Genomic DNA, 17,475 nt, shown 5'->3' on the forward strand with positions numbered 1-17,475 from the left:
TCAGTCCTCCTTGTGGGAAAAGAAAAAAGGGAGATGGCGCCCCATCTCCCCGTTTTCAAAGACTGAACCTGATGCGGTCAGCCGGGTCGATGAGACGCCGGCTGCTTAAACGCTTCCGGCTTTATTCTGCTGCTTCGGCTTTCGGCATCACGGATACGTACACGCGGCCATTGGCCTTGGTGCGATAGGCGACGTTACCGGGAGTGAGCGCGAAGATCGTGTGGTCCTTGCCGAGGCCGACATTGGCGCCCGGATGCCACTGCGTGCCACGCTGGCGCAGAATGATATTACCTGCAATCACAGCTTCGCCGCCGAACTTCTTCACGCCGAGACGCTTGGATTCGGAATCACGACCGTTGCGCGACGAACCGCCTGCTTTTTTATGTGCCATGGGATTTCTCCTTTAAACCTGTCCGTGATCTTAAACGGCAGCGACGATGTCGGTGATGCGGACAACCGTGTGATGCTGACGATGACCGCGCGAACGCTTGGAATTCTGACGACGACGCTTCTTGAAGGCGATGACCTTGCGGGCGCGGTTGTGTTCGACAACCTCAGCCTTGACGGTTGCGCCGACAACGAAGGGCGCGCCGATGGAAGCGTCGGCGCCGACGCCGATCATCAGGACTTCGTTAAATTCTACGATATCGCCGGCGATGACGTCGAGCTTCTCGATGGTCAGCACGTCGTTTGCTGCCACACGGTACTGCTTACCGCCGGTCTTGATGACTGCGAACATTGGTTATCCTTTCATGTTCGTTCCGGCTCTCCCGCTTTGGGGGCCGTCTTTTTATCAGTCGACATTGAGCAGGCGAGGCGGGCCTTGTGCCCGAACCGGCCTGCCGGTGATGCTTGCGCGGAACGCGGAAGCGCAAAGGGAGCGGACTTCTCCGCACCTATTGGATCGGGCACATACGCGAGGGGTCAAATTGTGTCAAGGCAAAAGGGTGAAAAGCTTCGACTTTCACCCTTGCCATCCGGACTTTCTATCGGTAAGAGGACGGCGCGCTTCACAGCGTCAACCGGTTCCGCGGAGAGGTGGCAGAGTGGTTGAATGTACCGCACTCGAAATGCGGCGTGCCTGCAAGGGCACCGTGGGTTCAAATCCCACCCTCTCCGCCATACCACCTTATTAGGTGCGTTCGCAACCGTTCGCAAATCCCCCGCAGAATATAGCTTTTGATCCCCTTGCGTGCTACAGTCGTTCGCAGTTGCTCGCGGTAAACCGCGTGTTCAAGTGGGGATGGAAGTAGGGACGGATGGCTCGGGTAACGCAAAAGCTTTCTGACACTCAAATCAAATCCGGCAAGCTTAGCCCAGGGCGACTCAGTGATGGCGGCGGGCTTTACCTAAACGTCGGGCCGACCGGGACAAAATCCTGGGTCTTTATGTGGACAAGGGATGCCAAGCGCCGCGAAATGGGGATGGGTGCCTATCCGGAAATCTCCCTCTCCAAAGCTCGCAGCAAGGCCACCGACGCGCGGCAGGCCGTTGCCGAAGGCAGAGACCCCATCGCCGAGAAGGCAAAAGAGGCCGAGCCCACGTTTGCTGAATGCGTTGAGCAGTTTCTTGCCTCGAATGAAGGCCATTGGAAAAACGAGAAGCACCGGCAGCAGTGGCGGAACACGCTTGAGACCTATTGCAAGGCAATGAGTAGCAAGAAGGTTTCCACAATCGGCGTCGATGATGTCCTTAAAGCTCTTCAGCCGATTTGGGCTACCAAGAACGAAACCGCATCTCGTGTCCGGGGCCGGATGGAACGCGTTCTTGACTTCGCCAAAGCCAAGGGCTGGCGCTTCGGAGAGAACCCGGCGCTTTGGCGCGGGCACCTGAGCAGTATCTTGCCGCCGAGACAAAAGCTTCAGCGTGGCCATCATGCCGCAATGGGATATGAGGAACTGCCGGCCTTTTCTGCCGCTCTCCGAGCGTCGAGCGCCTGCTCAGCGCATGCCCTCGAATTCCTGATTCTGACGGCTTCGCGAACGGGTGAAGTGATAGGAGCCAAGTGGGACGAGATCGACATGGCCGCGAAAGTCTGGACTGTTCCAGCCGAGCGTATGAAGATGGGCGTCGAGCATCGGGTTCCGCTCTCGGCTCGCGCCATAGATGTACTCAAACTGATGCTTGAATGTCGCCGCAACGACTATGTGTTTCCTGGCCAAAAGAAAGACAGCTCGCTTTCCAATCTTGCCATGACAATGCTGATGCGCCGGATGAAGTTCGATGCGTTCACCGTCCATGGTTTCCGATCGGGGTTTCGCGACTGGTGTGGCGACGCGACCACATTTCCTCGAGAGATTGCGGAGGCCGCACTGGCGCACGCCGTCGGCGACGAGACGGAGCGTGCTTATCGCCGCAGCGATGCATTAGCGAAGCGTCGAAAGCTCATGGACGCCTGGGACAAATATATTTCGACGACGAAGCGCGCTGGCAACGTTGTGGCGTTCTCAGCCGCCTAGTCGAATGCATCCGCAGGGATAGGGGGCACCCGACAAGCCGGTCAGCACCACCGGTTTCCCTGCGGTCATATGGTGCTTCGCAAAGGTGCGCGATGTCTTCCGACAATTCTAACGACCCTTATTTGACCAAGAAACGAAACTACCGGCACGAGGTCGGCGAGATCAGTGAGCACGCTCAAAGGATGATCGGTCAACTTGTCAAATTACGTGATCTGACCAACCCCGATTTAGACGCAAACGCCGCTGGGAAGGATAGTTTTGCATTCGATGCGCTTTATAAATTGGGCGCAATAGTCAAAGAACTTGCTAGCTGGGCCATCGATCACCAGCTTGGCCTAGCAATCCATCGCAAACAATTTCTTCCGCGTGGCAACCCAACAAGCCGCAGTCTCCCCGCTTATCAGGAAGCAAAGCGCGAGGTTGATGATCATAGGCATGAAATAGCTGCAGTCGAATACCATCGACACGAAAGAACAGTCAGCGTCGAGGACAAGCGGCGTGCTATGGCTAACATCCTGAGTGTGATGAATAGCTCATTCCCGGGTGATATCGCCGAAGAACTTGCGGATGCATTGCGCGCCCTTGAATACGGCGAGGTGATGCCGATCCTCGAACCAAAGCGTTCCGGTCGAAAGGTTAGCTTCACAGAACAGCGTGAGCAGTTGAGAGCTGTAACTTTTGCGAGGTTCCGCCGAAAAACTGGCCTCATGAGCGCCGGTGATGCATGGAATGAGGTCGCGAAAGCGTTTGGAGTGAGCCTCGAAACGCTGAGGACATGGGAGAAGCGGCTAAGAGAGTCGGAAGGCGACTCTGATGGGCATCTTACCGTCTCTCGGCACCAAGCTTTTGCGGACGCTGCAGCCTCGCATGTCGCGGAAGTTAAAACAAAGGATCGATCGCGCGCTCTTTCAATGCTGATACAACACGAACGCTATGGTGACAAAGAGTTGCATGCGTCCGCCGAGCGCTACCAAGCTAGCCGACGAGAGCAGGAGTGAACCTCGACGAACCCGAAAGTCGTTTCTAAAAGGTTCAGACGCAATCACCTCTGAACCAAAAGATCGGTTCACAGGGGGGGGCGATTCAAACCTAAATATTGCAGACATTGCAGTCACATACGCACCAAGACGGATACCCGTTTATGTGAATAATGGCGAGCGAACCACAGCGAACATGCTGAGGTTTGCGCCGCCGGACGGTCTTCCGGTTTGGACATATCAATGACCAAGCTCTCGATGACTGTCGACGAAGCCACCGCCTACTGCGGCATTGGCAAGACCAAGCTCTACGAACTCGTCAAGACAGACAAGATTTCAGGCCGAAAGCTAGGCCGGAAAACACTCCTGCTTACAGCCTCGATCGACGACTATGTGTTGTCTCTCCCCGTTCTCAAGACTGCGGCTTGATGGGGGGTGACAATCATGGAAAACCCCGCCACAGCTGGATGTGGCAGGGCTTTGAATATCACAGGTCTTGGCGGACTTGATGTTCAGAAGCCTATCGAAAATCACAACGAAGTTCAATCGGAAACGCTTGCTATCCGGACCGTAATGAAACGGTTCTCGGTTTCGGTCTGGCATGCCCAGGTCATCTGCCGCGCCTCCGGTCTTGGAGGCGCAGCATGACACAGAAACTTACAATCACCGCCCGCATCCTTCCCGACGGCGCGACGGTCAAAGTCATTGGCCGGGACGCCTGGGCGCTGCGCAATCTCATCGACGCCGGCTCGGCCGGCTGCACTCCGATCGATCATCCTGGCCCGCGTTGGTCCCATTACGTTTTTAAACTGCGGGGCTTTGGCTTTGCGATCGAGACGATCGACGAAAAGCATGGAGGTCCGTTCGCCGGCTCGCATGCCCGATACGTTCTTCGCTCCCGGGTCGAGATTGTCGACGACAGCGAAAAGCGGAGTTTCGCAGCATGACGATCGAGGAACCAAGTCCCCGCACTGTGCAAGCCGCTCAATGGCTTGCCGATCAAGAGGAGCCGCCAGCAATGGCGGTTCCTACCATCCGCGATCGATTCTCGCTTTCGAGCAAGGAAGCGTGTGACGCCTGTGCCCTAGCCCAGAAATACCGGACGGCGCGGAGGGCTTTTGGCTGATGCGTGACTTCACAAAGCTCAACCCGGCAATCTTCGACGATGCCCGCTTCCTGTCTCTCGGGTGGGAAAGTAGATGCGTCTACTTGTATTTGATGGGCGGGAAACACCAGACGTCTGCCGGTTGCTATCGTATTCCTGACGGCTACGCGGCAACCGACTTAAAATGTGACCCTTCCGAATATGAAGCTGCCAGGAAGGCGGTTGCGGATACCGGCTTGGTCCTATTCGATGAGGATACGGCCGAAGTCTACGTGTGCGGTTGGTACAACGAAAACCCAATCTGCAACCCGAAGCACGCCGCTGGGACCGAGCGGCTTATCCTCCTGATCAGCAGCGAGGTGATCCAAAACGCGGCCTATGAGGATTTTGCAAAATCGAAAGAGGCGTTCGAGGAGGCATTAGCCGCAAGGACCTCCAGGACCGGCGGAACTGTCAGCAGACTGGGCGACACCGCCCTCGTTCGCAATTCAAGCGTCGGAGGACGAGCTTTTGGAAGCTGACCACCTGACCCGTATCGAAACCGCTCAGGATACCGGTATCGATACACAGAGACAGAGACAGAGACCTGAGACAGAGACCGAGATGGAGACACAAACAGAAACAAAAACAGAAAAAGAGACCTTTAGACCGTCATCGATCAAAAGCCGAAACGACTCGACGAGCAAAGAGGGGCTTAGGAGGAAAAAGAAATGCGAGGTGGCAGCATGAGCGACAAGCCATGGCCTATCCTCATGAAGCCAACGGATATCGTTGGAATGAAACGAGCTGAACAGCTGTCTGGACGAGACTCTCGAACGGTGAAGCGCTGGTGCCTGGACTTTGGAATTGGACACCAGTCCACTCCGAACGCCCCCTGGGAAATTTCCGGCCCCGCCTTGGTAATGATACGCCACGGTGATTTTGAAGCGCTCGAACTCCTGAGGGCGGGAAACCGCGCTTGTCCTCAAGTGACTCGCATCTTTGATTTCACAGGGTTTGAGCCCTGATTTTGTCAACGGATGCGAACCAGTGCCGAACGTGCAGTGGTGATCAATGCAACGCCCGGTGCGATACTAGGCACAAAATAAGGAGCAAAGCGATGACCGCACAAGCGGCAACCTCAACGCCAGCCCGAGAGCGCCGCGTTCCCGTCGCTCTTCGTGGCGCGAACGTGACCGAAACGTTCAGAGATAATTTGTTCGATGCCGCCAACCGCGCCGGCATGACGGCAAACGAATACGTTCTTCAGGCCGCCGCCGAGAAGCTGAAGGCATCCGGCCGGCAGTTCTCCGGCCTTTTCCGCCCAGGCGACATTTCGATGGGAGCGCACTGATGGCAATCGCAAGTCTCCGCGTTCCGATCGCCGCACTTCCCGCAGTCGATAATTCATGGCTGAGCAAGCTCGGCGGCGAAATCTCTGATGGGATCGACAAGGTCGAAGCCAGAAAGAACGTCAGCGCACTTTACGGCGGTCCCAAGCCACAGAGCCTTTTGTCCCGCCTGCTCGGCGGGCAGAACACAAGCCCTGCGGCTAGTGCCGCCCCAACGGCGGGAACCGCAGCCACAGTCGCGGCCATCCCGCCAGCTCAAGGTGCAGTGAGCGCCGAGCCGAACGATATTTACAGCGGCTTCATCGGCACCGTGAAAGACGCTGGGTTGACCAATCCCTATGGTCTGGCAGCCGTTGCCGCGACGGGTCGCGCTGAAAGCGGTTGGGACCCATCGAAGGTGAATGCCGCATGGGCTGACCCGTCGCGCTCCGGTCAGGCTGGAACCGCGGGTGGCATCATGTCCTGGAGAAACGAACGCCTCGCCAATCTCCGCAACTTCGCCCAGTCGCAGGGGGAGGACCCGAGCAACATCAGCCCGCAAATGCAGGCCAAATTTTTCGTGCAGGAAGACCCCAGCCTCATTCAGCGGCTGAACGCAGCTAAGAGCCCGCAAGAGGCCGCAACCCTGATGGCGAATGCCTGGAAGTTCGGCGGATACGATCAGCAGGGCGGCGAGGCAGCCCGACGGCAGGCGCTGACCCAAAACTATTATGCCACCCAGTTCGCCAACCAGCAGCCGAGCGTTGCCACCGCAGCCCCTGCTTCGGTTGGCCCTGCGCCAAACGGCGGTCTCGCACCGGTCTCCCGCGCGGCACCTGTCATTCCCGTCACAGCGTCTGCTCTGCCTCCGCCTCCCGGTATCCGTGGCGGTCCTCCGGTCACTGAGCCAGACATGGAACAAGGTGACGGTCCCGGCCCGACCCAGGTAGCCAGTCTCGGCCCCCAAGCCGGTTCGCCGGCCGCTCCCGCACCGGTCAATCCAGCCACGGCCTCGCCGACGGCGATGTTGACTGAGTTGGGGCTGAACAATCCCGATCCGAGCCAGCAGCAGTATCGAGACCCGCAGGTAACAACGGCTTTCCGCGGGCAACCGGCTCGCGACTCTGCGATACCGACGCCGTCGACGCCCAACACACGGTTGGTGCCACCGCCGCAAGCTGCAGTCCCTCAGCACATGGCGCAGAATGTCTCGCCGGCTGTGGCGGCCCCGGCTGAAGCAAGCCCGGTCACGGGCGACATGCTCGGTCGCCTGATTACCAACCCCTACACCCGCGAGCTGGGGCTATCGATCGGCAAGGAGGTTTGGGCAGGCAAGCAGCAGGGTTTCAGTTTCTTGATGGCCAAGAACGGCGACCTGATCAGGACCGACAAGCAAGGCGGCGCGACAGTGGTCGGCAACTACGCAAAGGACCCGACAGGCCTCGGCGGCGAGGAGGCTGGCTTAAACCTCGTTTACGGCCAGGACGGCGACGGCAATACCGTGGCGTTCCAGCCTCTCAAGGGCGGCGGACTGAAGCAAGTGGCGTTGCCCAATGGGGTCAAGCTTACCCCCGGCGTCAGCAATATCGACACGGGCACCGGTACGCGGACGATCAACACCAAGACCGGTGCGACTATCACCGACACCCCGAAGGACCTCACAGGCAAAACCGAAGCCGAGACAACCGGGAAGAACATTGCAGAGGCGAAAGCGGCCCTGCCGCAAATCGAGTCTGCTGCCAACCAAATGCTTTCGACGATCGATAGCTTGGATAAAGACCCTTACCTTCCGAGCATGCTTGGCCCGGTCAACAGTCGCCTGCCGACTCTCACCTCTGATGGTGAGCGCGTCAAATCCAAGATGGACCAGATCGGTGGTCAGTCGTTCCTCCAGGCTTACAACACCCTTCGCGGCGGCGGTCAGATCACCGAAGTCGAGGGCGAGAAGGCCACCAAGGCAATGGGAAGGCTGAACACAGCGCAAAACGAGACAGACTATCGTGAGGCTCTTCAGGAGCTGCGCGACATCGTCTCCACCGGCATTCAACGCGCCCGCCAGAAGGCGAGCGGGTCGACAAACACCAGCCCCGCCACGTCAGATGCTCCCGATCCACTAGGTATCCGCTAATGCCGACCATTGCAGACATCCGCGAGAAGTATCCGCAGTACCATGACATGTCGGACGGCGACCTGGCGTCGGCGCTACACAAAAAGTTTTACTCCGACATGCCGGAAGAGCAATTCAACGCCAAGATTGGCTTCTCGTCGCAGCCGTCGACTCCCCCGCCGCCGTCAGCCGCAGGGGAGCCCGGCATCGCGGGATCGATCGACGCTTTCGGGCGCGGTATTGTCAACGCGGCCACATTCGGCTTTGGTGATGAAATCGGCGCTGCGGTTGACGCCGCCGGCAGTCATCTGCCCTGGCGCGATCCAAAGACATATGACCAAGCCCTGGCGGATGGTCGAAACAGCGACAAGGCGGTAGCGGCCGCGCACCCTGTCTCGAATATTGCTGGCAACGTGGCCGGTGCCGTTGGTGCCGGTACCGGTCTAGCCCGATCGGGACTGAGCCTGACAGCTCGAGCTGCAGATGCGGGAGCTGGGATAGGCAGAACGACGCTGGCATCTGCCATTGACGGGGGTATTGCCGGCGGCGTCCAAGGCTTCGGGCAAGGTGAAGGCACCGATAACCGCTTACACGGTGCTATGACCGGGGCGGAGTCCGGTGGGGCTCTGGGCACGGCGCTGCCGTTGGCACTTTCAGGAGTGGTCAATTCCGTTCGGCGGACCGTTTCCCCCTTCACGATCAACCCGGAGCGCCAGGCGCTCGTTGACCAGCTTGGCAACGAGGGTGTTCGCGTCACCGCGGGACAGGCGACCGGCAATCGCGGCCTTCGATATGCAGAAAGCGAAATCGGCGGCCAGCAAGCCGAAGACGCCATGAGCAATCAGGGTGAGCAATTCACCTCTGCCATTCTCCGTCGCGTTGGCGTCAATGCCGATCGGGCGACCCCCGACGTCGTTGATCACGCCTTCACCCAGAACAGCAACCAATTCAACCAGGTCACCGCGGCGAACACCCTTGTGCCCGACCGTCAGCTTTCTACCGACTTCGTCGATCATTGGCGGGAGTATATGCAGCTCACCCCACCGAGTCAGCGTGCTCCAATCGTCGCAAACACCATGCGCGATATCAACAATGCCCTGACCAACGGCGGAACGCTCGACGGCGCGACATACCAGGCGCTTCGGTCCCGCCTGGCCCGCGCGGCCCGCGGCACAGCCGACCCGCAGCTCGGCCAAGCATTGAACGGCATGCGCGATGCACTCGACGATGGAATGGAGCGTAGCATCGCGGCGACAAACCCCAATGACTTGGGCGTGTTCCGTGACGCTCGAAACACCTACCGAAATTTGCTCGTTGTAGAAAAGGCGGCCACCGGTGCCGGTGAGAATGCCGCACAGGGGCTCATATCTCCATCGTCATTGCGAAACGCCACGATAGCCAGCCAGGGCCGTCGGCAGTATGCGCGCGGCCAAGGCGATTTCGCAGAATTGGCGCGAGCCGGCGAAGGCGTCATGAAGCCCCTGCCGAACTCCGGCACCGCGGGCCGGCTCAACGCTCAGAACCTTGGAACCACCTTTCTCGGAGCTTTGGGCGGTATTGCCGGAACGACAGCCGGCGGGGCGGCCATGGGGGTGGGCGGCGCTGTCGCCGGAGCAGCAATCCCTAAAATCGTCGGACGCATGATGATGTCAGAGGGCGGGCAGGCGTACCTCCGGAACCAGCTACTCACCGGAAACCTATCGGCAGAGACCAGAGCAAGCCTCATCAATGCGATAAGCCAGATCGACGCCAACGCTATCCCGCGCATCCTGGGTCAAGACCCACGGCCGCCGCTAGAGGTCACGGTGACGCCCCGCAGAGACGGTCATGTCAACGCACCATAGGGCAAGGAACGCACCGCTCATGAAGCCGAGCCCGACCTCTCCCCAATGGAACCCATCGAGATACCATTGGCCGAACCAAAGGAAGGCCAGCATTGCCAGTGCCGGCCACCATATCCAGCCGAATGGCTTTCGCCGCGGCCGTTCGTTTGGGTCATGGTTGATGATCGGAGCGCTCATGCCCCACCATGCCGCATTTTGATCGAGGTGAAAAGATGCATGAACTGAGCCTGGAGAACTTGAGCGGTCTGCTCGAATTCATCGCCTATCAAGGCAAGACGGGGGATGGCCCTCAAAGAGCGTTGTCCGTCGACGTGCTGCGGGCAGTAATCGAGACACTGCCGTCGCAAGCGGTTACCGTCGAAGACGTCGTGACGCTTCATGCGCTCGCCATATCGCTTGCGAAGTCTGGCATCGCATCCGTCGACGATCCCGAGGCCGCAAAAACGCTTTTGGGTTATCTGGTCACCCTTCTGACGGCCTCAGGCAACGCCCTGGAGTATTTTACTGGGGTGCCGATCGGCGACCGCCGTTTCTTCGACGACATGACGCCGACAACAATCCAGTGAGGGCAAGATGAGCAGAGGAAGAAAACCCGGTTTCGAGATGTCGGACGAGCACCGGGGTAAAATCCGAAACAGCAACATTCTCAGAGCGTTGATTGAGCACGTTGAGGGCAAGCGAGATATGAGCGCGACACAGGTGTCTGCAGGTCTCGGGTTGCTCCGCAAGGCCTTGCCCGACCTCAGCTCGATCGAGGTGGATGTCGAAGCCAAAACGCAGTTCGTCATCCTCAGCAAGCCAATGACTGAGGAGGAGTGGCTTGCTGAGTACGGGGTCGAGGGCGACACGGTTCAGTAGATGAGCGGCGCTGGCCGCGGCACCATGCGTGACAAATCCAGCAATCAACTCGGTCAACAACTTATGGATTTTAAAATGGCAGGCAACGCAAACAGCGGCAGGAAGCAAGAGAAGCCTTTCCGGGATGCGCTCCGGATGGCCTTGGCGGAGGCTGGCGACAATCAGCAGGCTCTCCGGGTCATCGCCGGCAAGCTGATCGACAAGGCCAAGGAGGGCGACATGCAGGCCATCAAGGAACTGGCCGATCGCCTCGACGGGAAAGCCACCCAGGCGTTGGTCGGAGAGGATTCGGAAGGGAGGCTTGTTCCGACCATCATCTTCAATGGCCAGCGGCGCGACACAGAGGCGGATTAAAATAGTGACGAATACTGGAAACAAGCCGACGCGCGCCGGCATGGGTCGGCCACAGGGGGCACTGAACAAGACCACGGCCGCTTTGAAGGAAGCCATCCTCATGGCGGCCGAGATGACCGGCGAGGACAAGGCAGGCAAAGGCGGGCTGGTGGGCTACTGCGCCTTCCTGGCCAAGGAGGAGCCGCGGGCATTCGCCTCGCTGCTCGGTCGCGTGCTACCGATGCAAGTCACTGCCATTGTGACCACCGTCCAGAGGACGAAGGAGCAGCGAGACGCCATTGTCGCCGCCGCCCTTCGTGCTGACAGCTAAAGTAGTCGGGAGATAGTAATGCGCGGATCGAAGCCAGGGGAGCGCCGGGGTGGCCGGCAGAGAGGAACACCGAACAAGATGACCAGCGTATTGAAAGACGCCATCCTGAAGGCTGCCGAGAATGCCGGCGGTGGCGATATCGTCGATTACCTAACCACCCAGGCGAAAGAGAACCCCGGCCCATTCATGACGCTTCTGGGAAAGGTGCTGCCGCTGCAGATCGGTGGCGATCCTGAAAACCCGCTCATCGCTCGACGAGTGCGCGATCTGACAGACGAGGAATTGACGGCAATCATAATCTCTGGGCAGAACGGCGGACATTCGCAGTAGGTGCCCAGTCTGGATCGTGACAGCCGGCGAAGACGATCGAGCAGTTGGACCGCCTGGAGGCGCTGCATCACTCGTGAAATAGATGAAAGCATGTGACATCGACCTATACCCAGCGCCCTGATCGCCTATATCAAGTCTCGCAATACAGAAAGCTTTGTTGGAAATCCTCTCGCAAGGTTTCTCCTCCATACTGTTTGTGCATAATGCCGCTCACAGGGGTGAACGTTTAAAAAAATGGCGAAGGCGCAGATCAATCCAGCCATGCTCGCGTGGGCCAGCGAACGCGCGGGCCTAGACGCTGAGGCTATTAGCGAACGCCTCAAGGTCACGCCGGATCGCGCCCAAAGCTGGCTCGACGGCGCAGACAAACCAACATTCCGGCAGGCGCAGCAAGCCGCGTCGGCACTACACGTTCCTTTCGGATTTCTGTTCTTGCGACGCGCCCCGGATGAAGAGATGGGTCTGCCCGACCTTCGAACCGTCGGCGGCGATCCTGCTCGAAATCTCGACTTGAATTTCCGTGACCTTCTCAGGGATGTCTTGTTCAAGCGGGACTGGTACCGAGACTATCTTTCCGAGATTGATGGAACGGAGCTTCCCTTCGTCGGAAGCTTCGACGTATCTGCAGACGCTATTCAGGTCTCTGAGAGCATGAAATTGGTCCTATTCGGTCCGGAAAGCGAGCCGCCAGCGGCAGCGTCTTGGGAGGCTTACCTCTCCGCCCTCATGAAATCGGCCGAACGTGCAGGTATTTGGGTGATGAGAAACGGAATTGTTGGCAGCAATACCCATCGCCCGCTTTCCGTTGATCAATTCCGAGGATTCGCGATAAGCGATCGAACGGTACCATTGGTATTTATCAATGGCCGAGACGCAAAGGCTGCGCAAATATTCACGCTTGCTCATGAGCTGGCACATATCTGGTTGGGACAAAGCGGCGTCTCCAACGTCAACATCGGGCAAACTGATTACGGCACGCATCGCGCTCTTGAACGAAAGTGCAACGCAATTGCAGCGGAATTCCTGGTTCCCGAAGCGCGTTTCCTTGAAAGATGGCATGCTGACCGGTCTTTCATCGATAACGTCGACAGCAATTCTCGGTTTTTCAAAGTCAGTCGCGTTGTAATCGCTCGTCGAGCGTTTGACCTTGGCCAGTGCACCGATGATCAGTATGGGCGGTTCTTCGCGTCGGAGGCTCAGCGTTGGGTACGTGACGATGAAGCTGGTGGGGGCGGAGATTTTTATAAGGTCCTACCAATCCGAAACGGTTCTCGTTTCACGAACTCTGTCGTAGGCGAGGCTGCATCCGGCCGAATGTTATTGCGCCAAGCGGCTGCGCTGCTGAACACTCAGCCGGCGGCTATCATGAAGTTTCATCGTAAAAGGCAAGCTGCCTGATGAAGTTTCTCTTGGACAGCAACATCTTCATTGAAGCAAAGAACCGGTATTATGGGTTCGACATTTGCCCCGGCTTCTGGGATTGGATCGACCACGTTTGCGCCAATGACGTTGCATCGATTGTGGAAGTCAGGGACGAGTTGATTGACGGTCGAGATGATCTGGCTGATTGGATAACTGCACGAAACGAGGCGGCGTGGTTCCTTCGCGTCGACGACGACGCTACCCAGAGCAACTTCGTTGAGGTCGCGGACCACGTTTCGAATGCCGGTTACACAGCATCCGCGGTCGCAAAATTCCTGTCAAAAGCCGATCCTTGGCTCATCGCCAAAGCGATTACATTGGGAGCCACAATCGTTACGCACGAAACGGTCGCCCAGCCGAGCGCAAAAAATCGGGTTATGATCCCAAACGTCTGCGCAAACTTTGGAGTGCCTTGCCTTGATACGTTCGACGCTCTGCGCCAGATGTCAGCGTCATTTACGCTGCGTTGAATAACCTGAACCAGGCTAAGGGCGAGTTGGTTTATACCCTAAACTTTGCTGAAAATAATGAATTCATGAGTATTGGAGGGATATTTGAGCAATCAAACAGATGTCGCAGCACTAACGGCTGGGGTTGTGGCGGTCTCTGTGACCATATTTGTCACGCCTGGTCCGTTTGATATAACGGGTGCGATAGTTGCCCTGACGCTAGGCCTCGTGCTGTGGGGGTATGTATGGAGCAGCCCCAGGGATACTGTCCAAAGTTCAGCGCTTTCGGCCGTTTGTGGTGTACTGGCTATGCCTATTATTGGCTTTCTAATGGAAGTTAGCTTGACGGTGGCATATGGACCGACTGACGGATCGATCAGCTCTGTCAGCAGTTGGCAACTCGCCGGCGGTTGGATTGTTGTTTCGCTGTTGGTTTTTACTGTCGATAGAAACAGCCAGGCGAGTCCATAACTTTACAAGGCTCTCACGCCCGACTTGACTCCAATGCACATTCTTGCACTTTGGCCCTATAGGCTGGAGAACGAATAATGGGTGATCATGAATTAGCGGTATTGTACGTCGACAAGTTTTGGGATGCGGGCAACGCGATTGTTTTCAGTATTTTTGGCCTTGTATTCGCGGTAGTCGCAACATTTGCGGCATCACTAGAGGTTCGCATCCTCGCAATAAAATATATGCTAATCCTACGAAGATTAGCACGTATTGGTAATTTATTTCTGCTATTTTGGCTTCTTGTATTCGGTGCGGGCCAAATCTACTTCACTCCTCGCGTCGACCAGCAGCACTGGCCTGAGTTTATCGCCTATGCCTCTGTTTTCGTGAGGATTGTGTTTTTTATCGCGAGTTACATACTGTATATTCGCATTCTCTGGCGTGTTGAGACACTAACGGTTCTGAATCCAGCGCAAATCGCCGACATTCAAACAAAACGAAATACTTTCCCCACACCTTCCTCCTGGAGTGCCTTTCTGTTCTCGCTCTAAACAGGTGGGTTTTAACGCGGGACAGCCCTTAGATTAATCCCGAACCAGCCTTAGATTCTGCAGCGCGCGAACAAACGGTTCATCTCCAATGTGTCGCTGTAGCTTGAGCATTTGACAAAAGGCATCGTGCTCATCAACAGCATGTTTCACAACCGTATCGACCGTGAAATGATCCAAGTCATTTGGCGCGCTGACAACGAAACGGAATTCTTTCGTCGTTCCGACGCGCGTTTCACCGAATGGCTGCAGCCTCAGTTCGAGAGCAGAGCAGGCAAGGGCGATGGTAGTGGGGATTTCTACTGGGCGTCCATCATCGCGCCGCTGACCAGCCTCGTAGAGCGTGACTGAACTACGGGAAATGCCAAGGGCGTCCGCAGCAGCCTCTTGGCTTAAATGCATTTCTGTTCGCCATCTTTTAAAATCGTCAGGTTTCATTGGATTTCTTCCGTTTTAGCGGGGTCAGAATTTGCCCCGATGCGAGCAACCTATAACGAATGTGTCCTGAGTGCGCAAGATGCTAGCGTACTGAGTGCACAATTTAGCCCGCTATATTCAAAAATGAGGGGCGACTCGCGCCGACCCGCACAAGCAAATCACTTTCGGAAACGCACATCCTTTCCACAGCCGGCCGGTGGATAGCGGGGATTCAGCCGAAATGGATTCGTCATCTCGGGCAAGCGGGCGTCGATTGGTAGGAGGAGAGCTGCCATGTCACTTGCCGATTTGACCAGGAATGCGAAATCAGCCGAGCGGGCACGGCGGACGATCAAACGGGAGGGCGTCACCATGAAGGGCGATAAGGTCTGGACTGCGGAAGAAGATGAGGTCGTTCGGACCACTTTCCCAGATTACCAAGCTATTCGGCGCTCTCTTCCCCATCGTACCTATTTCGCCTGTCGTACTCGAGCGCGAACGCTTGAGCTTGTGACAAGACGCCCACCGTACACAGCTAGGGAGCTTTCCGTCGTCCGGCGTCTTTACCCAACGGCGGAGCGAGAAGTTCTGATGCCGCTGATGCCGGGCAGGACGTGGGACCAAATCGCAAATCTCGCCAAGCGACACGGTATCCATCGCGCTCCAAAGCCGTTTCATCCAACTGGCGTAACTGTTCTCGATCAAATCAGGACCAGATGTCGAGAGCTAAACTATACCATGCCTGACTTGGATAAACTGATCAGAAGCAGGGGGTATTTCGCCAAGGCCAACTGGTACAACGGCCATATCCATCATCGTGATATAGGGCGAGCGATCAATGCGCTCTTCGGCGACCTGAAGGCTGATTGGAAATAGATGCCGCAAAGCCGATTGGCGCTGATGGCGATTGAATCCAGATCGCAAGCCAGAGTCACAAGATGCTCGTTGCCTTAAATGCAGCGTACAAGAACAGCCCCAAGGAAGCGGCCACGACAATGGGGGTGAGCCAAAACGTCACGTTCGAAAACCAAGCCGCTTTTTTACCTGCTTCGGCCGGCCTGCCTTCAGCAACCTGGTGAACGAAATTGAAATAGATCGCGTGAACAGCTGTGAAGTTGATCCAAGCTAGCCCACCAGAGAGAAGAGCAGAGGCCAGACCATAAATGAGATAAGGGCCGCAAGCCTGATACAGGCGCTGCTTTGCTTCGCCAGCTTGGGAGATTGCAAGCAGTGAGCCGCCATGAACCGCCAGCAGTGAAGCCAGTAGCCATTTACCGTATTCAAACTGATGCTTACTCGTTTCAATAAGCATCTCCTTGTAGAGGGAGAAGAGTGTCTCGTTCCGAGTAGCGGGCTTGTCTTCTACATCCATTGTGGTGGCCTCCCATGCCTGTCGGTTATCAGCCTATTCGGTGTCACGGGGCTTTGCCATCCTGACACCTGCACCGCCACCGTTCTCCGGAATAAAGGTCACACCGGCGCTTTCGAGAGCCTTTTGAACGGCCGCGACATTCTCGGCAGCGCTACGTCCTGGACCGATGCTCTCCATTCGCTTGATTGTCGTGAAAGACAGCCCGCTCTTTTCAACAAGGTCCTGCTGCGACCAGCCCAGAAGCGCCCGGGCGGCCCGTATTTGCTCAGCCTGTATCATCAAAATCCTCATGTAATCTAAAATAGCACGACCGTGAACTAAATTAGTTGACGTGCGAGCTGTTGAGAGCTATATCATCTTACACATAAGCCAAAAGGGTTCACCTGAAAACTTTAAAAGGCCGTAGGAAAATGAGAGACATAGTTAACACCCTAGCTCCTCAGTTCAATGTTGCCGCCATCATGAGCGAAGCGTGGGCGATTTACCGCCGCGAGACTCGCTTGAGCCGGCCAACCTATGCGGCCGGTCGCCGCAAGCTGTTTGCGCAGTGCCTTCGCACTGCATGGGCCTGGGCAAAGCAGCGGATTGCCGACGCCAAGAAGACTATGCGGCAGCGCGCCGCCGACCGGGTGCAGGAACTCACGATCGAGCTGATGCGGGTTGACGCCCGTCCATGGAAGATGCGGATCGCAGGCGACCGCCAGGCGGTGCTTGCAGAAATCGAAATGCTTGGAGGGGTGATCCAATGAAAACCAGCGAAACCACTGTGGCTGACGTCTGCGCTGCCGACGCTCTTTCATTCATGGCCAGGATCGGCAACGGTCGGGGCTATCGGTATTGGACCGCGGAACCGACTGGCAGCTATTCCAGCGACTGTGAGCGCGGCCGCGAGCTGGCAGCGGAGTACCTCGACTATCTTGGCCGGCACCCGACCAACGGCAATGCGAGCCTGCTCGGGCCCATCGTGCTCGACATGATCAGGTCCGACGTCAGCCGCGGGCTTGTGGTCGGCTTCATGGGGGCGGTCAACGAATACGCGATGTCCGTTGCCCGCATGCTCTCCGGCGAGTTTGCCGGCCGGCAGCCCACACAGAAGCCACTGGCCGGCGCTGCCCCGCCGCCGGAATAGGCCGGCCCAGCCCACATCATGAACCGACCAT

The 17,475-nt window shown here is 57.3% G+C and carries 26 protein-coding genes and 1 tRNA gene; 22 read left to right on the plus strand and 5 right to left on the minus strand.

Annotated features, from left to right (window positions below):
* Positions 1-121: 121 nt before the first annotated feature.
* Both rpmA and rplU read right to left on the minus strand, forming a co-directional pair.
* Positions 122-391 (minus strand): 50S ribosomal protein L27, encoded by a 270-nt coding sequence (rpmA, locus tag EQW76_RS11400; protein ID WP_142824524.1) that lies wholly within the window; start codon positions 389-391, stop codon positions 122-124.
* 30 nt (positions 392-421) lie between these two features.
* A complete protein-coding gene (rplU, locus tag EQW76_RS11405; protein ID WP_111222079.1) occupies positions 422-739 on the minus strand; it encodes a 50S ribosomal protein L21 in 318 nt (105 codons plus the stop codon).
* Between the two features lie 293 nt (positions 740-1,032).
* Between rplU and EQW76_RS11410 the strand changes: the two genes are divergently transcribed.
* From EQW76_RS11410 to EQW76_RS11505, 19 genes are all read left to right on the plus strand, one after another.
* Positions 1,033-1,122 (plus strand) — tRNA-Ser (locus EQW76_RS11410).
* 137 nt (positions 1,123-1,259) lie between these two features.
* A complete protein-coding gene (locus tag EQW76_RS11415; RefSeq protein WP_142824525.1) occupies positions 1,260-2,459 on the plus strand; it encodes a site-specific integrase in 1,200 nt (399 codons plus the stop codon).
* Positions 2,460-2,581: 122 nt separating this feature from the next.
* A complete protein-coding gene (locus tag EQW76_RS11420) occupies positions 2,582-3,457 on the plus strand; it encodes a hypothetical protein (RefSeq protein ID WP_142824526.1) in 876 nt (291 codons plus the stop codon).
* 222 nt (positions 3,458-3,679) lie between these two features.
* Entirely contained in the window at positions 3,680-3,865 is a 186-nt protein-coding gene (locus tag EQW76_RS11425) for a helix-turn-helix domain-containing protein (protein WP_142824527.1), read from the plus strand.
* A 15-nt stretch (positions 3,866-3,880) separates the two neighbouring features.
* The gene (locus EQW76_RS11430; protein ID WP_142824528.1) at positions 3,881-4,084 is read left to right on the plus strand and encodes a hypothetical protein; all 204 of its coding nucleotides are present in this window, start codon (positions 3,881-3,883) and stop codon (positions 4,082-4,084) included.
* Complete coding sequence (locus EQW76_RS11435; protein WP_142824529.1) at positions 4,081-4,383, plus strand: hypothetical protein; 303 nt, start codon at positions 4,081-4,083, stop codon at positions 4,381-4,383. Before EQW76_RS11430 ends, EQW76_RS11435 begins: the two co-directional genes overlap by 4 nt.
* A 178-nt stretch (positions 4,384-4,561) precedes the next feature.
* Positions 4,562-5,062 carry a hypothetical protein gene (locus EQW76_RS11445; RefSeq protein WP_142824531.1) on the plus strand — a complete coding sequence of 167 codons (501 nt, stop codon included), beginning with the start codon at positions 4,562-4,564 and terminating at the stop codon, positions 5,060-5,062.
* A 578-nt stretch (positions 5,063-5,640) separates the two neighbouring features.
* Positions 5,641-5,874 (plus strand): hypothetical protein, encoded by a 234-nt coding sequence (locus tag EQW76_RS11455; protein WP_142824533.1) that lies wholly within the window; start codon positions 5,641-5,643, stop codon positions 5,872-5,874.
* On the plus strand, positions 5,874-7,979 hold the full coding sequence (locus tag EQW76_RS11460; protein WP_142824534.1) for a phage tail tip lysozyme: 2,106 nt from the start codon (positions 5,874-5,876) through the stop codon (positions 7,977-7,979). Before EQW76_RS11455 ends, EQW76_RS11460 begins: the two co-directional genes overlap by 1 nt.
* Positions 7,979-9,802 (plus strand): hypothetical protein, encoded by a 1,824-nt coding sequence (locus EQW76_RS11465; RefSeq protein WP_142824535.1) that lies wholly within the window; start codon positions 7,979-7,981, stop codon positions 9,800-9,802. Before EQW76_RS11460 ends, EQW76_RS11465 begins: the two co-directional genes overlap by 1 nt.
* Before the next feature lie 212 nt (positions 9,803-10,014).
* On the plus strand, positions 10,015-10,368 hold the full coding sequence (locus tag EQW76_RS11470) for a hypothetical protein (RefSeq protein ID WP_142824536.1): 354 nt from the start codon (positions 10,015-10,017) through the stop codon (positions 10,366-10,368).
* Positions 10,369-10,486: 118 nt separating this feature from the next.
* Positions 10,487-10,660, plus strand: a complete 174-nt coding sequence (locus tag EQW76_RS29030; RefSeq protein ID WP_153816511.1) for a hypothetical protein — start codon at positions 10,487-10,489, stop codon at positions 10,658-10,660.
* Positions 10,661-10,735: 75 nt separating this feature from the next.
* On the plus strand, positions 10,736-11,014 hold the full coding sequence (locus EQW76_RS11475) for a hypothetical protein (protein ID WP_142824537.1): 279 nt from the start codon (positions 10,736-10,738) through the stop codon (positions 11,012-11,014).
* 4 nt (positions 11,015-11,018) lie between these two features.
* Entirely contained in the window at positions 11,019-11,324 is a 306-nt protein-coding gene (locus EQW76_RS29350) for a hypothetical protein (RefSeq protein WP_202617163.1), read from the plus strand.
* Positions 11,325-11,342: 18 nt separating this feature from the next.
* Positions 11,343-11,654 carry a hypothetical protein gene (locus tag EQW76_RS11485; protein ID WP_202617164.1) on the plus strand — a complete coding sequence of 104 codons (312 nt, stop codon included), beginning with the start codon at positions 11,343-11,345 and terminating at the stop codon, positions 11,652-11,654.
* A gap of 234 nt (positions 11,655-11,888) precedes the next feature.
* A complete protein-coding gene (locus EQW76_RS11490; RefSeq protein ID WP_142824538.1) occupies positions 11,889-13,052 on the plus strand; it encodes an ImmA/IrrE family metallo-endopeptidase in 1,164 nt (387 codons plus the stop codon).
* Positions 13,052-13,546, plus strand: a complete 495-nt coding sequence (locus EQW76_RS11495; RefSeq protein WP_142824539.1) for a DUF4411 family protein — start codon at positions 13,052-13,054, stop codon at positions 13,544-13,546. Before EQW76_RS11490 ends, EQW76_RS11495 begins: the two co-directional genes overlap by 1 nt.
* An 84-nt stretch (positions 13,547-13,630) precedes the next feature.
* Entirely contained in the window at positions 13,631-13,996 is a 366-nt protein-coding gene (locus EQW76_RS11500; protein WP_142824540.1) for a hypothetical protein, read from the plus strand.
* A gap of 77 nt (positions 13,997-14,073) precedes the next feature.
* Entirely contained in the window at positions 14,074-14,529 is a 456-nt protein-coding gene (locus EQW76_RS11505) for a hypothetical protein (RefSeq protein ID WP_142824541.1), read from the plus strand.
* A gap of 33 nt (positions 14,530-14,562) precedes the next feature.
* Here the strand turns inward: EQW76_RS11505 and EQW76_RS11510 are convergent, their stop codons facing one another.
* Positions 14,563-14,964, minus strand: coding sequence for a helix-turn-helix transcriptional regulator (locus EQW76_RS11510; protein ID WP_142824542.1), 402 nt, complete (start codon positions 14,962-14,964; stop codon positions 14,563-14,565).
* Between the two features lie 273 nt (positions 14,965-15,237).
* Here EQW76_RS11510 and EQW76_RS11515 point away from each other — a divergent pair, with 273 nt between their 5' ends.
* Complete coding sequence (locus tag EQW76_RS11515; RefSeq protein WP_142824543.1) at positions 15,238-15,819, plus strand: hypothetical protein; 582 nt, start codon at positions 15,238-15,240, stop codon at positions 15,817-15,819.
* Positions 15,820-15,874: 55 nt separating this feature from the next.
* Here the strand turns inward: EQW76_RS11515 and EQW76_RS11520 are convergent, their stop codons facing one another.
* A complete protein-coding gene (locus EQW76_RS11520; RefSeq protein WP_142824544.1) occupies positions 15,875-16,315 on the minus strand; it encodes a hypothetical protein in 441 nt (146 codons plus the stop codon).
* Between the two features lie 33 nt (positions 16,316-16,348).
* Positions 16,349-16,594, minus strand: coding sequence for a helix-turn-helix transcriptional regulator (locus tag EQW76_RS11525; RefSeq protein ID WP_142824545.1), 246 nt, complete (start codon positions 16,592-16,594; stop codon positions 16,349-16,351).
* Positions 16,595-16,725: 131 nt separating this feature from the next.
* Between EQW76_RS11525 and EQW76_RS11530 the strand changes: the two genes are divergently transcribed.
* Together EQW76_RS11530 and EQW76_RS11535 are read left to right on the plus strand one after the other, a co-directional pair.
* Positions 16,726-17,064 carry a hypothetical protein gene (locus tag EQW76_RS11530; protein WP_142824546.1) on the plus strand — a complete coding sequence of 113 codons (339 nt, stop codon included), beginning with the start codon at positions 16,726-16,728 and terminating at the stop codon, positions 17,062-17,064.
* Positions 17,061-17,444 (plus strand): hypothetical protein, encoded by a 384-nt coding sequence (locus EQW76_RS11535; protein WP_142824547.1) that lies wholly within the window; start codon positions 17,061-17,063, stop codon positions 17,442-17,444. Before EQW76_RS11530 ends, EQW76_RS11535 begins: the two co-directional genes overlap by 4 nt.
* Positions 17,445-17,475: the final 31 nt, after the last annotated feature.

It is taken from the genome of Rhizobium sp. rho-13.1 (assembly GCF_007000305.1).
Classification (GTDB): Bacteria; Pseudomonadota; Alphaproteobacteria; order Rhizobiales; family Rhizobiaceae; genus Rhizobium; species Rhizobium rhododendri.

Excerpts from the sequence above, each read along its gene's own strand:
- rpmA (WP_142824524.1), bottom strand. The coding sequence starts at position 391 with ATGGCACATAAAAAAGCAGGCGGTTCGTCGCGCAACGGTCGTGATTCC.
- rplU (WP_111222079.1), bottom strand. The coding sequence starts at position 739 with ATGTTCGCAGTCATCAAGACCGGCGGTAAGCAGTACCGTGTGGCAGCA.
- EQW76_RS11415 (WP_142824525.1), top strand. The coding sequence starts at position 1,260 with ATGGCTCGGGTAACGCAAAAGCTTTCTGACACTCAAATCAAATCCGGC.
- EQW76_RS11425 (WP_142824527.1), top strand. The coding sequence starts at position 3,680 with ATGACCAAGCTCTCGATGACTGTCGACGAAGCCACCGCCTACTGCGGC.
- EQW76_RS11430 (WP_142824528.1), top strand. The coding sequence starts at position 3,881 with ATGGAAAACCCCGCCACAGCTGGATGTGGCAGGGCTTTGAATATCACA.
- EQW76_RS11435 (WP_142824529.1), top strand. The coding sequence starts at position 4,081 with ATGACACAGAAACTTACAATCACCGCCCGCATCCTTCCCGACGGCGCG.
- EQW76_RS11445 (WP_142824531.1), top strand. The coding sequence starts at position 4,562 with ATGCGTGACTTCACAAAGCTCAACCCGGCAATCTTCGACGATGCCCGC.
- EQW76_RS11455 (WP_142824533.1), top strand. The coding sequence starts at position 5,641 with ATGACCGCACAAGCGGCAACCTCAACGCCAGCCCGAGAGCGCCGCGTT.
- EQW76_RS11460 (WP_142824534.1), top strand. The coding sequence starts at position 5,874 with ATGGCAATCGCAAGTCTCCGCGTTCCGATCGCCGCACTTCCCGCAGTC.
- EQW76_RS11465 (WP_142824535.1), top strand. The coding sequence starts at position 7,979 with ATGCCGACCATTGCAGACATCCGCGAGAAGTATCCGCAGTACCATGAC.
- EQW76_RS11470 (WP_142824536.1), top strand. The coding sequence starts at position 10,015 with ATGCATGAACTGAGCCTGGAGAACTTGAGCGGTCTGCTCGAATTCATC.
- EQW76_RS29030 (WP_153816511.1), top strand. The coding sequence starts at position 10,487 with ATGAGCGCGACACAGGTGTCTGCAGGTCTCGGGTTGCTCCGCAAGGCC.
- EQW76_RS11475 (WP_142824537.1), top strand. The coding sequence starts at position 10,736 with ATGGCAGGCAACGCAAACAGCGGCAGGAAGCAAGAGAAGCCTTTCCGG.
- EQW76_RS11485 (WP_202617164.1), top strand. The coding sequence starts at position 11,343 with ATGCGCGGATCGAAGCCAGGGGAGCGCCGGGGTGGCCGGCAGAGAGGA.
- EQW76_RS11490 (WP_142824538.1), top strand. The coding sequence starts at position 11,889 with ATGGCGAAGGCGCAGATCAATCCAGCCATGCTCGCGTGGGCCAGCGAA.
- EQW76_RS11495 (WP_142824539.1), top strand. The coding sequence starts at position 13,052 with ATGAAGTTTCTCTTGGACAGCAACATCTTCATTGAAGCAAAGAACCGG.
- EQW76_RS11505 (WP_142824541.1), top strand. The coding sequence starts at position 14,074 with ATGGGTGATCATGAATTAGCGGTATTGTACGTCGACAAGTTTTGGGAT.
- EQW76_RS11510 (WP_142824542.1), bottom strand. The coding sequence starts at position 14,964 with ATGAAACCTGACGATTTTAAAAGATGGCGAACAGAAATGCATTTAAGC.
- EQW76_RS11515 (WP_142824543.1), top strand. The coding sequence starts at position 15,238 with ATGTCACTTGCCGATTTGACCAGGAATGCGAAATCAGCCGAGCGGGCA.
- EQW76_RS11520 (WP_142824544.1), bottom strand. The coding sequence starts at position 16,315 with ATGGATGTAGAAGACAAGCCCGCTACTCGGAACGAGACACTCTTCTCC.
- EQW76_RS11525 (WP_142824545.1), bottom strand. The coding sequence starts at position 16,594 with ATGATACAGGCTGAGCAAATACGGGCCGCCCGGGCGCTTCTGGGCTGG.
- EQW76_RS11530 (WP_142824546.1), top strand. The coding sequence starts at position 16,726 with ATGAGAGACATAGTTAACACCCTAGCTCCTCAGTTCAATGTTGCCGCC.
- EQW76_RS11535 (WP_142824547.1), top strand. The coding sequence starts at position 17,061 with ATGAAAACCAGCGAAACCACTGTGGCTGACGTCTGCGCTGCCGACGCT.